Raw genomic sequence first — 14,299 nt, 5'->3', positions numbered from 1 at the left:
TAGACGGCGGATTCTACAAGGAGGCCAACACATGAAGACATGTCTCGTCGTCGACGATTCCGGTGTGGTGCGAAAGATCGCGCGCCGCATCCTCGAAGGAATGCAGTTCACCGTCATCGAGGCCGAGGACGGCGCGGTGGCGCTCGAAGCCTGCAAGCGGGCGCTGCCCGACGCGGTGCTGCTCGACTGGAATATGCCGGTCATGGACGGTTTCGAATTCCTCGTGCAGCTTCGCCGCATGCCCGGCGGCGATCAGCCCAAGGTCGTGTTCTGCACCACCGAGAACGGCATAGACCACATCTCGCGGGCGCTGCATGCCGGCGCCAACGAGTACATCATGAAGCCATTCGACAAGGACATCGTGATCGCGAAATTCCAGGAAGTGGGCCTGCTGGCGCTCGATGCGTCGGCCGAAGCCTGATAGCCAGTTTCACCCTTTTGTCCTTGCGAGGCTCCCGTGACGCCCCCCGACTACGAGTATCTGCGTAAACTCCTGAAGGACCATTCCGGCCTCGATCTGTCTGCGGACAAGCAGTATCTGATCGAGAGCCGCCTGTTGCCGCTGGCGCGCAAAAGCGGCCTGTCCGGCATCCCCGACCTGGTGGCGAAGATCAGGGCCGGCTCGTCCACGCACACCGTTCAGGTGGTCGAGGCCATGACCACCAACGAGACCTTCTTCTTCCGTGACAAGGTGCCGTTCGAGCATTTCCGCGATACCATCATGCCGGAGGTGCTGAAGGCGCGTGCCGCGCGCCGCAGCGTCCGGATCTGGTGCGCCGCCGGCTCGACCGGGCAAGAGCCCTATTCGCTGGCGATGAGCCTGAAGGAAATGGGCGCGGCGCTTGCGGGATGGCGGGTCGAGATCATCGCGACCGATCTGTCGCAGGAGGTGCTGGAGAAGGCGAAGGCCGGCATCTACAGCCAGTTCGAGGTGCAGCGCGGGCTGCCGATCCAGATGCTGGTCAAGTACTTCAAGCAGTCGGGTGAACTCTGGCAGATCAATCCCGAGTTGCGCTCGATGGTGCAGCACCGTCAGCTCAATCTGCTGCACGATTTCTCCGCGCTCGGCGCTTTCGATGTGGTGTTCTGCCGCAACGTGCTAATCTATTTCGATCAGGACACCAAGATCAACATCTTCAACCGTCTCGCCCGCTCGATGGAGACCGACGGCTTCCTGGTGCTGGGCGCCGCCGAGACCGTGGTCGGTCTGACCGACACGTTCAAGCCGATTCCCGAACGCCGCGGCCTGTACCGGCCGAGCGGGGTACGGCCGGCGCTCGCCATGCCGAGGGCCGCCATGGCGGCCGGATATTGAGCGATGACTGAAGACGGCAAATCCGTTGAGCGGGTCACGTTCAGCCGGGGCGTCGATGTCTGCATCATGGCCATCGACGGCACCTGGCGGCGCGACTGCCAGCTCAACGCCATCTCCGATAATGATGCGTCGCTGACGGTCGAGGGTTCCATTCAGGGGCTCAACCTGAAGGAGTTCTTCCTGCTATTGTCCTCGACCGGGCTTGCCTACCGCCGTTGCGAGCTGGTCCGCGTCAACGGCACCGAAATGGACATCAGCTTCCTCAAGGGCAAGCCGAGCAAGCGCCGGGCGACCGCCGACGAAGAGCGGGCCAGAGCCTGACCTGACTTGACCTGATCTGAATTGGCCCGACCCGGCCAGGCGGGCACGGCCTGCCGTCAATCCGAATGCGTGGAACGGATGGTCGTCCCAAGGGTTGGCGCGTGTTGGGGCGTCGTCGGACGATCTGCATGATGGCGCCAAACCCGGGGGCTGCCGGCCCTGCGGGTCAATTCAGAAGGCGCGCCGGTGCCTCAGAATAGCGCATCCGATCGAGTGCCATGCCGAGGCCGGCGTCGCAGGCTCTCAGGGCCGTGGATGCGGCCTCGTAGCGTGGGGTGACGTCGTCAAGCACGGCGATGTTGGCGGCGGCGTCCTGCTCGGCCAGCAATGCCTCGCGCGCAATCGCCGCTTCGATCAGTCGCAGGCTCGCCCGGAGATGGCCGATCAGCGCGACGAGGTCCGTCACGATCAGGTTGCAGGGATCGTTGCCCTCGTCCAAACGCCCTGCAACGCCGTCCGCCGCTGCATTTACCATGCATGTTTTCTCCACCGTCCCCGGTTTTAGGGAACGCGGTGCTACTTGTGCGTTAAGCGGACGTCCCGTACAAATACGGGTCCATTGATCGAGATGGTCGAGTTACTTCTTGTGCGGTCGGGTCAGCACGCTTCACCACTGATGGACGATGCAAATGGTTGAGAATGGCGCTCCTCGCGGGGAAATTTTCGTGGTCGACGACGAGCCCGCCGTCCGCGAGACGCTTTCCGTGGTCCTGTCGACCGCTGGTTACAAGGTGATCTGCTTTGCGGATGGTGCGGCGCTGCTCTCGGTGGCGCGCAGCAGGACGCCGGCCTGCATCCTGCTCGACGTGCATATTCCAGGCAAATCCGGCCTCGATATCCTGCGCGAGCTTCACGGCGAGGATTATCCGGCGCCGATCTTCATGATCTCCGGTCAGGGCGACATCCAGATGGCGGTCAGCGCCATCAAGAACGGCGCGCTCGATTTCATCGAGAAGCCGTTCCGCGGCAACGAGATCGTCAGCCGTCTCAATGAAGCGATCGACGCCTACACGCGGCGCCAGGCCGAGGCCTCGGCGTCGCGCATCGCCGCACTGCACTTCCCGGGGCGCGAGCCGCTGACCCGCCGCGAGCGCGAGGTGCTCGAGCAATTCACCGCGGGCGCCTCCAACAAGGAGGCCGGGCGTCATCTCGGCATCAGCCCGCGCACGATCGAGGATCACCGCGCAAACATCATGAAGAAGCTCGGCGCGCGCAACGCCGCCGATCTCGTCCGCATCGTGATGACGGCGCAGCGCCAGAGCTAGCAAAGGCTGCATTCCGCGCTGATTTCCAGATTGCGGAGTTTGTGCGGAGCACGCCCGGCACACCGGCGGCGAACGGCACGTCTGCGCCTTGCGCGGGGCGACAGGTCCCGAAATCGAGTATATGCGTTGCGCAGGGCATGCGCTGAGACGACGCGCGTGCAGGCAATCTCGAGACACGCAATATCGAAGCACGCAATATCGAGCACATGGCGCACCGAAGATGACGAAGAAGAACAAGACCCCCGATCAATTGCGCAGCGCGCGCTGGTTTGCGCCCGACGATCTCAGAGCCTTCGGCCATCGCTCGCGCGCGATGCAGATGGGCTACGCGCCGGAGGAGTGGCGCGACCGGCCGGTGATCGCGATCATCAACACCTGGTCGGACGCGCAGCCCTGCCACATGCACTTCAAGAGCCGGGTCGACGACGTCAAGCGCGGCGTGCTGATGGCCGGCGGCTTTCCGCTCGAGCTGCCGGCGCTGTCGTTGTCGGAATCGCTGCTGAAGCCGACCACAATGCTCTACCGCAACATGCTGGCGATGGATGCCGAGGAGCTGTTGCGCGGCCATCCGGTCGACGGCGTGGTCTTGATGGGCGGCTGCGACAAGACCACGCCAGGGCTCCTGCTCGGCGCCACCAGCATGAATCTGCCGGCGATCTATCTGCCAGCGGGGCCGATGCTGCGCGGCAACTGGAAAGGCCGCACGCTGGGCTCCGGCTCGGACGCCTGGAAATACTGGGACGAGCGCCGCGCCGGCAAGATTTCCGACAAGGATTGGGTCGACATGGAGGCCGGCATCGCCCGCAGCTATGGCACCTGCATGACGATGGGCACGGCTTCGACGATGACCGCGATCGCGGAAGCGATCGGCATGACCTTGCCGGGGGCCTCGTCGATCCCCGCGGCCGACGCCAACCACATCCGCATGAGCTCGGAGGCCGGCCGCCGCATCGTCGAGATGGTATGGGAGGATCTCACGCCGCAGAAGATCCAGAGCCGACGAGCGTTCGAGAACGCGATCACGGTCGCGATGGCGATGGGCTGCTCGACCAACGCCATTATTCACCTCATTGCGCAGGCGCGCCGGGCCGGCCAGGATATCTCGCTCGATGATTTCGAGACGGCGAGCCGCAAGGTGCCCGTGATCGCCAATGTGCGGCCGAGCGGCGACCACTATCTGATGGAGGATTTCTTCTATGCCGGCGGGCTTCCCGGCCTGATGAACCGGATCAAGCAGCATCTGCATCTCGATTGCGTGACCGTGTCAGGCAAGACGTTGGGCGAGAACATCGCAGGCGCCGAAGTCCATATTGACGACGTCATCCGCACCGTCGACAATCCGATCTACAAGGAGGGCGCGCTTGCGGTGTTGAAAGGCAATCTCGCGCCCGACGGCTGCGTCATCAAGCCTTCTGCCTGCGATCCACGCTTCCTCAAGCACACCGGGCCGGCGCTGGTGTTCGACGATTATCCGTCGATGAAGAAGGCGGTCGACGATCCCGATCTCGATGTCACGGCCGATCACGTGCTGATCCTGCGCAATGCCGGGCCGCAGGGCGGGCCGGGCATGCCGGAATGGGGCATGCTGCCGATCCCGACCAAGCTCGTGAAGCAGGGCGTGCGCGACATGGTGCGGCTGTCCGACGCGCGGATGAGCGGCACCAGCTACGGCGCCTGCATCCTGCATGTCTCGCCGGAATCCTATATCGGCGGTCCGCTGGCGCTGGTCAGGAACGGCGACCGCATCACCCTCGACGTCGCCGCGCGCACCATCAATCTCGACGTGCCGGAGGCGGAGCTGGCCAGGCGCCGCGCCGAATGGAAGCAGCCCGAAAAGCGCTTCGAGCGCGGCTATGGCTGGATGTTCTCGAAACACATCAAGCAGGCCAATGAGGGCTGCGACTTCGATTTCCTGGAGACCGGTTTTGGCAAGCCGGTGGGAGAGCCTTCGATTTACTGACCGTCGTTCCGGGGCGCTGCGCAGCAGCGAACCCGGAACCTCGAGATTCCGGGTTCGCTCGCTGTCGCGACCATGAGAAAGCAACGCACCGATGTCAAAACTCAGCGACGCCACCCGCAACAAGCTGAAGACCGTCTCCACCGCAACGGTTGCAACCGCACTGTTCAAGCGCGGCTTCCGCATCCAGATGATCCAGGACGTTCACCCCCTGAGCCCCGATCAGCCGACCATGGTTGGCGAGGCCTTCACGCTGCGCTACATGCCGGCGCGCGAGGACCTCAACACGATCGAGGTGTTCCGCGATCGCGCGCATCCGCAGCGCAAGGCGATCGAGGACTGCCCGGCCGGCAGCGTGCTGGTCATGGACAGCCGCAAGGACGCGCGCGCGGCCTCGGCCGGCGCCATCCTGGTGACACGGCTGATGAAGCGCGGCTGCGCCGGTGTCGTCACCGATGGCGGTTTTCGCGATTCTGCCGAGATCGCGCGGCTCGGCTTCCCGGCCTTCCATCACCGCCCGAGCGCGCCGACCAATCTGACGCTGCATCAGGCGATCGACGTTCCGATCGGCTGCAGCGACGCGCCGGTGTTTCCCGGCGACGTGGTCCTCGGCGACAGCGACGGCGTCATCGTCATCCCCGCTCATCTCGCCGACGAGATCGCCAATGAGACCTTCGAGATGACCGCGTTCGAGGATTTCGTCACCGAGCAGGTTCAGAACGGCCGCGGCATCTTCGGCCTCTATCCCGCGACCGACGAGCAGACGCTGAAGGATTTTGCGGCGTGGCGGACGGCCAAGGGGCGGTGACACGCCTCACTCTCCGCCGTCGTCCTGGCGAAAGCCAGGACCCATGACCACAGGGAGGAGTTTGGCGAAGGCCGGCTGTTCCGCACCGTGGTACTGCTACCTCTTTGCTCGATAGATCACGCGGTTGATGGTGTGGACGGCCCCCTACGGCATCAGTGTGCCAGAATGAGGTTGTCTAGATCTCATACATGGGAGCCGTCCGTGAACCAGATTATCCGCATTGGGATTGATACGTCGAAGTATATTTTTGTGTTGCATGGGGTTGATGCGAGGGAGCAGGTGGCGCTGCGCAAGAAGCTGTCGCGCAAACAGGTGCTGGAGTTCTTCGCCAAATTGCCGCCGACCGTGATCGGGATGGAGGCATGCGGGGCTTCGCAACATTGGGCGCGGGAGCTTTCCAAGCTCGGTCACGAGGTGAAGCTGATGGCACCGCAATTGGTTAAGCCCTACGTGATGCGGAACAAGAATGACGGGCGGGATGCAGAAGGTCTGTGTGAAGCGATGAGCCGGCCGAGCATGCGCTTCGTGCCGGTGAAGACGGCCGAGCAGCAGGCTGCGCTGATGCTGATGGGTGTCCGCGACGGATTGATCGTCCGGCGCACCCAGCTGACCAATACGATACGCGGCCATGCGGCGGAGTATGGCCTGATCGCACCCAAGGGATTGGACGCGATCGAACCACTGCTGGCGCGGATCGCGCAGGACGAGACGCTTCCCGTTCTGGCGCGCGAGCTGTTTGTGGTGCTGGGCCGGGAGCGCATCAGGCTCGAGGGTGAGTTGGAGGCGATTGAGGCCAAGCTGATGGCCTGGCACCGCGCCGATGCCACGGGCCGGCGCTTGGCTCAGATCCCCTCGGTCGGTCCGATCGTTGCAACCGCGCTGGTGATGAAGACACCTGATCCGCGCGCGTTCCGTTCTGGTCGTCATTTTGCGGCCTGGCTGGGATTGACACCCAAGGACCACTCCACCGCTGGCAAGACCAGGCTTGGCAAGATCACGCGGGCGGGCGATGAGGACCTGCGCCGTCTGCTGGTGGTCGGGGCCACAGCGGTGATCCAGCAGGCGAGGCGGGGACGCGGTCATCACTCGCGCTGGCTGCTGGCGCTGATCAAGCGCAAGCCGCCGAAGCTTGCGGCCGTGGCGCTCGCCAACAAAGTGGCCCGCATCGCCTGGAAGCTGATGGCGACGGGCGAGAGTTACGAGGCGGCACGGATGAATCCCATGACAGCCGCCGCCTAATAGATTGGCCAGCCGGCGGGCTCGCTCGCCGACCGACCGGAGCTGCAAGAGCAGATGGAGCGATCGATCGAGCAACGATGCGAGACAGTCCGCAGGACCCATCGGCCGCCAACAGGTCGCGTGGTTGTTTGGAACTCGCATCGCGCAAACCATCTTGGCCAGCGATCCATTCGATCGCACTCAAAAGGCCGGACATATGGATGCAAGCGATCCGATCTCACCAAACAGCTCTTGTGCCACGGGGGCCGTCCACATATGGGTCCTGGCTTTCGCCAGGACGACGATGGGGAGGTATCCGGGCTACGATGTCCTACACCTCCGCCTTGTCCGCCATCCCGACCGCCCACAGCGCGAACGCGTAGACGATCGCGACCTCGTCGAGGCGGTTGAAGCGGCCGGATGCGCCGCCGTGGCCGGCGCCCATGTTGGTGCGCAACAGCACTGGGCCGCCGCCGCGCATGGTGGCGCGCAGCCGTGCGATCCATTTCGCCGGCTCCCAATAGGTGACGCGCGGATCGGTGAGCCCGCCCATCGCAAGGATCGCGGGATAGTCCTTCGCCGCGACATTGTCGTAGGGCGAATAGGACAGGATGGTACGAAAATCCTTCTCGCTCTCGATCGGGTTACCCCATTCCGGCCATTCCGGCGGCGTCAGCGGCAAGGTGTCGTCGAGCATGGTGTTGAGCACGTCGACGAACGGCACCTCGCCGACGATGCCGGCGAACAGCTCGCCGGAGCGGTTCGCCACCGCACCCATCAGCATGCCGCCCGCCGAGCCGCCATGACCGACGATGCGCTTGGCGCTCGTATATTTCGCATCACACAGCGCGCGGCCGGCGGCGGCGAAATCGTCGAACGTATTGGTCTTCTTTTCGCGCTTGCCGTCGAGATACCAGCCCCAGCCCTTGTCGGCGCCGCCGCGGATATGCGCGATCGCATAGACGAAACCGCGGTCGACCAGCGAGAGCCGGTTCGCCGCAAACGACGCCGGCATCGCCATACCGTAGGAGCCGTAGCCATAGAGCAGCAGCGGCGCGTTGCCGTCGCGGGCAAAGTCCTTGCGATGCAGGATCGAGACCGGCACCTGCGCGCCGTCATGCGAGGTCGCCATGATGCGCGTGGTGACGTAGTCGGCCGGGTTGTGGCCGGATGGGATCTCCTGCCGCTTGCGCAGCACCCGCGTCCGCGTCGCCATGTCATAGTCATAGACTTCCGACGGCGTCGTCATCGACGAATAGGCAAAACGTAGATTGGTGGTCTCGAACTCGTAGCCGCCCATGGTGTCGAGCGAATAGGCCGCCTCGTCGAACGCGATCGCGTGCTCCTCGCCCGTCTTGAGGTCGCGGATGATGATCGCCGGCAGCGCGTTGGCGCGCTCCAGCCGCACCATGTGGCCGGCATAGAGCTCGACGTCGAGCACATAGACGCCCTCGCGATACGGGATCAGGTCGTGCCAGTTGGTGCGCTCCGGCGCCGCCAGCGGCGCGGTGACGACCTTGAAGTCGATGGCGTCGTCGGCATTGGTCAGGATGAAGAGTTCGTCGCCGCGGTCGGCGATCGAATATTGCACGCCTTCCTCGCGCGCCGCGACGAGCCGCGGCGGGGCGTCGGGATTGGCGATATCGATCAGCCGCTGCTCGGAGGTTTCGTGGTCGCCGCCCGCGATCACGCAGAAACGGCCGCTGGCGCTCTCGTGCAGATGGGTGAACCAGCCGGGATCCTGCTCCTCATAGATCAGGATGTCGTCGGCCTGTTTGGTGCCGAGCTTGTGCCGCCACACCTGCATCGGGCGGTGATTGTCGTCGAGCTTGACGTAGAAGAAGCTCTTGGAATCCGCGGCCCAGACCACGCCACCATCGGTTTCCTCGACGATATCCTCGAGATCGCCGCCATCGGCCCAGCCGCGCACCCGAATGGAAAAGTATTCGGAGCCCTTGGTGTCGGCGCTCCAGGCGTGCAGCCGGTGATCGTTGGAGTGCCGGCTGCCGCCGAACTTGAAATATTTGTGGTCCTTCGCCAGCGCATCGCCATCGAGCACGACATGCGCGTCGCCGCCGTCGCGCGGCGTGCGGCAGAACAGCTCGTGCTGACCGCCCTCGCGGAACTTGCGGAAATAGGCGAACGGGCCGTCCGGCGACGGCACGCTGGAATCGTCTTCCTTGATCCGCCCGCGCATCTCCTTGACGAGCTGCTTCTGCAAGCCGTCGGTATGGCCGAGCAGGCTCTCGGTGTAGCCGTTCTCGGCTTCGAGATAGGTCCGGATATCGGGGTCGAGGATCGAGGGATCGCGCAGCACCTCCTGCCAGTTCGGATCCTTGATCCAGGCATAGTCGTCCGTCACCGTGATGCCGTGGGTGGTGAAGGAATGCGGCCGGCGCGGCGCGACAGGGGGTGAATTCTTGGTGGTGGATTTGGTCACACGATCCTCATATGCGGGGTTCCGCCTTATATCGGGATGAATGTGGCGATTGCCAGATCGACAGGTCCGTGAGGTGCACCATGCTCACATGTCCGTGCCCCGGACGCAGTGCAGCGCGCAGCGATGCACTGCTGAGCCGGGGCCCATGTTTGCCGGGTCCCGGCTCTGCGCAGCAGCGTTGTCACGCTGCAGCGCGTCCCGGACACGAGATCGAATTACCCGTTCCTCAGCTTCGCGCCCGAATTGCCGCCGGACATCGGGATCTGGTTCACCGCCAGCACCACGGCAAATGTAATCACCAACATCGCGATGCCGAGCACCGCGATCGCGGCGAGGTCGCCGCCTTCGTTGAGATCGTAGATCAGGACCGACAGCACCTTGGTCTGCGAGGTGAACAGCACGATCGCGGCCGACAGTTCCCGCATCACGCCGATGAAGATGAAGCACCAGGTCGCGATCACGCCGGTGCGCAGCAGCGGCGCGGTGATCTGGCGCAGCGCCTGCAGCCGCGTCGCGCCGAGGATGCGGCTTGCCTCCTCGAGCTCAGGATGGATGGTCGCGAACGCCGCCTGCAATTGCTGATAGGCCGAGGGCAAATTGATGGTGAGGAACGCCAGCAGCAGGATCCACAGCGTGCCGTAGAGCACGAAGGGTGGCCGCGTGTAGCTCAGGAACAGGCCGACGCCGAGCACGGCGACCGGCGCGGTGGCAAGGAAGCCGAGCACGCGATGGCCCGCGATCACCTTTCGCGTCGTCACATAGGCGATGACCAGCGCCAGGATGGTGCCGATGGTCGCGGTCGCGGCGCCCAGGATCACGGTGTTCTTCAGCGCCAGTTGCGTCGACGACAGCTCCGTGAACACGAAGACGATGTTGTGCAGCGTCAGCGTCGACGGCGTCACCAGCGTGGTCGCATTCGGCGAGAACGCGGCGTTGAGCAGCGCGAAGTAGGGCAGGAACACCGGGTTGAGCAGCACCAGGAGGCAGAAGCCGAGCGCGGCCCAGCGCCATCCTTTCAGCTCCACGCGGCGCGGCGCGCCATATTTGCCGCCGATCACCGAATAGCCGCGCCTGCCGAGCAGCGCCTTCTGGCCCTGCAGCAGCAGGATGGTCAGCACCAGCAGCGGCACCGCGGCGGCGGCCGCCAGCTCGAGTTTTGGCGGATACTGGAACAGGCTCCAGATCTTGGTCGTCATGGTGTGGAAACCGGCCGGGAGCGCCAGGATCGCCGGCGAGCCGAACAGCGTCATCGCCTGCAGGAAGGCGATCAGGGCGCCCGCCACCAGCGCGGGCATGGCGAGCGGAATCGTCACCCGCCGCGCCGTGGTCCAGGCATTGCCGCCGAGGATCGCGGAGGCGTCCTCCAGCTCGCCCGGCATGGTGTCGAGCGCATTCGCCACCAGCACGAACACGAACGGGAAGGTGTAGCAGGAGATCACGAAGATGATCCCGGTCATCGAATAGATGTTGAACAGCGCGTCCGCGTCCTCGCCCGCGAACAGCCGGTAGAGCTGGTTCAACAGCCCCGAATTCGGCGCTGCCAGCAATTCCCAGGCGACCGCGCCGAGGAACGGCGGCGTCACGAACGACGCCGTCACCAGCGCGCGGATGGTCTGCCGGCCCGGCATGTCGGTGCGCGACACCAGCCAGCTCAGCGGCGCCGCGACGATGCAGCAGATCACCGCCGACGTGGTCGCGATGATCGCAGTCGTCAGCAGCGGATCGAGGAAGTCGGGATTGCTGAACAGCGTGACGAAGTTCTGCAGCGTCGGATGGCGGTTCTTGTCGGTGAAGGCAAACACCGCAAGCCATGACAGCGGCAGCAGGATCAGCAGGATGAGCACCGCCGCGAACAGCCAGAGCACCGGACGCGTCCAGTCGATGCGGGCGCGGGGGGCTGGGGAGGTGGTTGTGGTTGTCGTCATGTTGACCCGCGGTGAACTTTCTCAGCTCCCTCGCCCCGCTCTTGCGGGGAGAGGGTTGGGGTGAGGGGCTGCTTCAGCGAGCACGGTACGTGGAGGGCCCCCTCACCCGCCGCGCATCTTGCGATGCGCGGCGGCCTCTCCCCGCAAGCGGGGCGAGGCAGGGAAGCATGCGCCGCGGCTCGCATCCTCACACCCGAAACAACTGCGCATAGCGCGTCTTGATCTCTTCGGTCATCGCCTCCACCCCCGCCGGATCCTCCTTCATCAGCTTGATGTCGGCGAGCCTGCGCCGGCCGGCCTTCGGCTGCACCTGGGCGTGCAGCGAATATTGTCCGGTGAAGTCGACGAAGAATTGCTGGGTCTCGCGGGTGTGCAGCCAGGCCTGGAACAGCTTTGCGGCGTTCGGATGCGGCGCGCCGGCGAAGATGCCTGTCGGTCCCGAGATCGTCGGCGTGCCCTCGGTCGGATAGACCGGCTCGACCAGCTGTCCGGCCTCCTTCAACAGCACGATGCCATATTCATTGCCGTCGGCCATCACGGCGCGTTCGCCGAGCGAGAGCTTCTTCGGCGGGTCGGTCGAGGACTGCACCTGCATCACGCGCTGCTTGGCGAGCTTCTCCAGATACGGCCAGCCGAGCTCGCGGACGATCTGGAACGTCGTGGTCATGATGGTCCCGCTATAGGCCGGATGGCCCTTCACCATCTTGCCCGCCCATTTCGCGTCGAGCAAATCGGTAAAGCTTTTCGGCGCGTCCTCGGCCTTCACCAAATTGGTGTTGTAGGCGATCGACGACAGCCACAGCCGCGTGGTCACGGCCATCCCGTCCGGATCGCGATAATTGTCGGGAAAATACTTCGCGACGTCCTCGGGCACGAACGGCATCAGCCAGCCGCTCTTTTTCCATGGGATAAAGTGCGAGGCATCGGCGCTGTTAACGACGTCGGCGGCATGGATGTTGGCGTCGAATTCCTGCGCGACGCGCTGGAACAGCCGCTCCGAGCCGGAGCGCTCGATCTGCACCGCGATGCCGGGATACGCGGCCTCGAACGCCTTGCCGAGCTTCTCGCCGACCGGCAGGTCCATCGACGAATAGAACACCAGCGTGCCGTCCTTCTTCGCGGCGGCGACGAGGCCGGGCGTGATCGCTGTCGACTCGGGCGCTGCGGCGCGCGCGGGCGATGCGAACACCGTGCCGGCTGCAAGCGCCGCAGAGCCTTTCAGGACATCGCGTCTGGAAATTGGTTTCCGCATCGCGTCCCTCCGTTTCTTGTTCATTAACGGCTGAGCGCGCGGCAGCGCTCGGGCGGCAGTGTCAGCCAGACCTCGCTGCCTTTCTCGACCGCGGTTTCCGCTGGCGTGGTCACGCGCAGCGAGGTGCCGTCGGAGGTTTCCACCATGTAGTCGCGGTTCATGCCGAGATAGACCTGCCGCGTCACGATGGCCTTGAGCGTGTTCTGCGTTGCGGCCGGCGCGTGCGTCGAGAGCTGGATCTCGTGCTGGCGGATCGCGACCGGCGCGCTCTGGCCGGCTGTCAGTTTCGCGCCGACCACCTCGAGCGTCGCGCCGGCGAATTCCACGTGGGTCGCATCGCGCGCGGTGCCTTTGATGACATTGGCAGCGCCGATGAAGCGCGCGACGAATTCGGATTCCGGCCGCGCATAGATGTCCTCAGGCGCGCCGAGCTGGTCGATCTTGCCGGCGTTCATCACCGCGATCAGATCGGCTGTCGTCATCGCCTCGGATTGATCGTGGGTGACGTAGACCGTGGTGTAGCGATATTCGTCGTGCAAGCGGCGGATTTCGAACCGCATCTCCTCGCGCAGATTGGCGTCGAGGTTGGACAGTGGCTCGTCGAGCAGCAGCGTCTCGGGGCCGACGATCAGCGCCCGCGCCAGCGCGACGCGCTGCTGCTGGCCGCCGGACAACTCGCCCGGATAGCGCTGCGCCAGCGGTTCCAGCTTGGTCGTCGCCAGGATCGCGCCGAGTTTTTTCGCGATGGTGTCGCGATCCATTTTGCGTAGGCGCAGGCCGTAGACGATGTTCTCGGCCACCGTCATATGCGGCCACAGCGCGTAGCTCTGGAAGATCATCGACATGTTGCGCTGCTCGGGCGGCAGCGTGCGCGCTTTCGACGACACCACGCGATCGCCGACGCGGATTTCGCCGTCGGATGGTTCGAGGAAGCCGGCGATCAGCCGCAGCGTCGTGGTCTTGCCGCAGCCGGACGGCCCGAGCAGGCAGACCAGCTGGCCGTGATCGATCGTCAGCGAGACATCATCAACTGCGACAAACGATCCAAACCGCTTGACCAGGCCGCGCAACTCCACCGATGCCAAGCGATCCCCTCCATTTTGTTGTCTCGCAGGGATCCGTGCCCGGCTGTTGCCGGCAGTAAAGCTGAAAATGATGACGGCGAATAGTGTTCGTGCCCCGTAATAAAGTCGTGGCTCCTGTTCGTTGCGTATCCCCCACCACTCTCCCGTCATCCCCGCGCAAAGGCTTCGCCTTTGTCGCTGGAGGAGCGCGCTCTTGCGCGCGTCTCGAAGGATGCACGGCCCGGATATCTCGGCGTACTCCGATTCTCTCGCGGCGGGGGCTCGGCCGTCGATCCTTCGAGACGGCGGCTTCGCCGCCTCCTCAGGATGACGGGGAAGGGGTTACTCTGCGTCGATGAGCCAGTCGGCTGATCGTGCCCCAATCCGACTGAATCAGCGCTTCCTTCTTCGCCCGGCTCCAGCCCTTGATCTGCCGTTCCGCGGCGATGCCATCGGTGATGCGCTCGAAATACTCTGACCAGACGAGGACCACTGGTCGACGGTTCAGAGTGTAGCCGGGGAAGGTACCCGCATTATGCTGATCGATGCATGGCGCAAGATCGTCGCCCGTGGCACTGCCGACGTAGAAGGACTCGTCGGCACAGCGAAGCATGTAGACGTAGATGCTCATGGCGATGATCCTGCCCTTGCGCGTGGATCAAGAATGGCGTGAATGTGGCCACGGTCAATGAGCAATGCTACTCCATCATCCCGCGAACACCTCGACCCGTCAT

13 protein-coding genes are annotated in these 14,299 nt (G+C 64.5%); 7 read left to right on the top strand and 6 right to left on the bottom strand.

Annotated elements, in window-relative coordinates; translation table 11 throughout:
• The first annotated feature begins 31 nt into the window (after window positions 1-31).
• From HAP48_RS13840 to HAP48_RS13830, 3 genes are read left to right on the top strand one after another with little or no spacing between them, the layout of a single operon-like run.
• On the top strand, window positions 32-421 hold the full coding sequence (locus tag HAP48_RS13840) for a response regulator (protein ID WP_029084260.1): 390 nt from the start codon (window positions 32-34) through the stop codon (window positions 419-421).
• Between the two features lie 36 nt (window positions 422-457).
• Window positions 458-1,315 carry a CheR family methyltransferase gene (locus tag HAP48_RS13835; RefSeq protein WP_166213332.1) on the top strand — a complete coding sequence of 286 codons (858 nt, stop codon included), beginning with the start codon at window positions 458-460 and terminating at the stop codon, window positions 1,313-1,315.
• A 3-nt stretch (window positions 1,316-1,318) separates the two neighbouring features.
• Entirely contained in the window at window positions 1,319-1,636 is a 318-nt protein-coding gene (locus tag HAP48_RS13830) for a PilZ domain-containing protein (protein WP_166213333.1), read from the top strand.
• Window positions 1,637-1,802: 166 nt separating this feature from the next.
• On the opposite strand, the gene HAP48_RS13825 is transcribed toward HAP48_RS13830, so the two are convergent.
• Window positions 1,803-2,075 carry a hypothetical protein gene (locus HAP48_RS13825; protein WP_224497048.1) on the bottom strand — a complete coding sequence of 91 codons (273 nt, stop codon included), beginning with the start codon at window positions 2,073-2,075 and terminating at the stop codon, window positions 1,803-1,805.
• A 190-nt stretch (window positions 2,076-2,265) separates the two neighbouring features.
• Here HAP48_RS13825 and HAP48_RS13820 point away from each other — a divergent pair, with 190 nt between their 5' ends.
• The 4 genes from HAP48_RS13820 to HAP48_RS13805 all read left to right on the top strand — a co-directional run bounded on the left by HAP48_RS13820 (window position 2,266) and on the right by HAP48_RS13805 (window position 6,905).
• Window positions 2,266-2,901: a response regulator transcription factor gene (locus HAP48_RS13820; protein WP_166213335.1), complete on the top strand. Its 636-nt coding sequence runs from the start codon at window positions 2,266-2,268 to the stop codon at window positions 2,899-2,901.
• A gap of 220 nt (window positions 2,902-3,121) precedes the next feature.
• Complete coding sequence (gene araD, locus HAP48_RS13815; protein WP_166213336.1) at window positions 3,122-4,861, top strand: L-arabinonate dehydratase; 1,740 nt, start codon at window positions 3,122-3,124, stop codon at window positions 4,859-4,861.
• A 91-nt stretch (window positions 4,862-4,952) separates the two neighbouring features.
• Complete coding sequence (locus tag HAP48_RS13810; RefSeq protein ID WP_166213337.1) at window positions 4,953-5,666, top strand: ribonuclease activity regulator RraA; 714 nt, start codon at window positions 4,953-4,955, stop codon at window positions 5,664-5,666.
• A gap of 201 nt (window positions 5,667-5,867) precedes the next feature.
• Window positions 5,868-6,905, top strand: coding sequence for an IS110 family RNA-guided transposase (locus HAP48_RS13805; protein WP_166211463.1), 1,038 nt, complete (start codon window positions 5,868-5,870; stop codon window positions 6,903-6,905).
• Window positions 6,906-7,215: 310 nt separating this feature from the next.
• On the opposite strand, the gene HAP48_RS13800 is transcribed toward HAP48_RS13805, so the two are convergent.
• The 5 genes from HAP48_RS13800 to HAP48_RS13780 all read right to left on the bottom strand — a co-directional run bounded on the left by HAP48_RS13800 (window position 7,216) and on the right by HAP48_RS13780 (window position 14,196).
• Window positions 7,216-9,324, bottom strand: a complete 2,109-nt coding sequence (locus HAP48_RS13800) for a S9 family peptidase (RefSeq protein ID WP_166213338.1) — start codon at window positions 9,322-9,324, stop codon at window positions 7,216-7,218.
• A 215-nt stretch (window positions 9,325-9,539) separates the two neighbouring features.
• Window positions 9,540-11,249, bottom strand: coding sequence for an ABC transporter permease (locus HAP48_RS13795; RefSeq protein ID WP_166213339.1), 1,710 nt, complete (start codon window positions 11,247-11,249; stop codon window positions 9,540-9,542).
• A gap of 187 nt (window positions 11,250-11,436) precedes the next feature.
• Window positions 11,437-12,501, bottom strand: coding sequence for a substrate-binding domain-containing protein (locus HAP48_RS13790; protein ID WP_166213340.1), 1,065 nt, complete (start codon window positions 12,499-12,501; stop codon window positions 11,437-11,439).
• A gap of 23 nt (window positions 12,502-12,524) precedes the next feature.
• Window positions 12,525-13,577 (bottom strand): ABC transporter ATP-binding protein, encoded by a 1,053-nt coding sequence (locus HAP48_RS13785; RefSeq protein ID WP_224497158.1) that lies wholly within the window; start codon window positions 13,575-13,577, stop codon window positions 12,525-12,527.
• A 310-nt stretch (window positions 13,578-13,887) separates the two neighbouring features.
• The gene (locus HAP48_RS13780; RefSeq protein WP_166213342.1) at window positions 13,888-14,196 is read right to left on the bottom strand and encodes a GIY-YIG nuclease family protein; all 309 of its coding nucleotides are present in this window, start codon (window positions 14,194-14,196) and stop codon (window positions 13,888-13,890) included.
• Window positions 14,197-14,299: the final 103 nt, after the last annotated feature.

Origin of the sequence: Bradyrhizobium septentrionale (assembly GCF_011516645.4) — a bacterium.
GTDB lineage: Bacteria > Pseudomonadota > Alphaproteobacteria > Rhizobiales > Xanthobacteraceae > Bradyrhizobium > Bradyrhizobium septentrionale.
Note: the sequence above shows the minus strand (reverse complement) of the source record. Positions and strands in the feature narration are given on the sequence as shown.